This window comes from Vibrio sp. 1249-1 (assembly GCF_033340495.1).
Window position 1 is genome coordinate 1 of the sequence record NZ_JAWOWJ010000554.1, and the last position, 700, is coordinate 700.

Genomic DNA, 700 nt, shown 5'->3' on the forward strand with positions numbered 1-700 from the left:
TTTGTCGTTGATCGATTTAAAGTCATCAATATCAAACACCATCACGGTTACGTTTTTTTGCAATGAACTCAGCGTTGCCAATCGCTCAATCAAATGCCTGCGATTATAAAGTTTGGTGAGCGGATCCGTCAGCGTCAGTTCAAGCAGTTGCTGATTTGCTAAGGTGAGCTGCTTTGTTCGTAGAGTCACCATTCGCTTAAGGGCGAAGATATGGTAAAGCGTGGCAATAACCATGATGAAAATGGCAATTGGCAACAGGTAAATGGGATATACCGTTTTGACCAAACTCCAACGATTGAGGATCCGTTCTTTGTCTGAGTCGATGATTTTTTCAAAGTCGTGGGAGATTTTCGTTACTGGAATCGAACTGTGCTCGCCTGTCGCAATGCGCAGATCTTTGCTGTACAGATTGAGGGTAGGCACAAACATGCCTGCATCTGGTGTTGTCGCCATGTGGAAGTTAGCCACTTGCAAATCGGCGACAAAGTACAAGATATTTTTCTCGACGGCGGCTCGGATCATCGCATCGTTATTTACATATTCCACTAGCGATGCTCTTGGGTAGTTGGCACGCACAAATTCCGCTTCATAGCTGCCTTTTACCAAGCCAATAGGAAGCTCTACCTCTCCAGTAAGCACGCCCTTAATATCAACGGCTAGCATATCTTTATTGACGTACAACTTGGTTTGAATAGGCATG

Annotated in this window: 1 protein-coding gene; it reads right to left on the reverse strand. The window is 44.7% G+C overall.

Annotated elements, in window-relative coordinates; translation table 11 throughout:
* Window positions 1–700, reverse strand: a 700-nt coding sequence (locus R7Z50_RS27570) for a diguanylate cyclase domain-containing protein (protein WP_318149762.1), incomplete at both ends; no start/stop codon positions are given.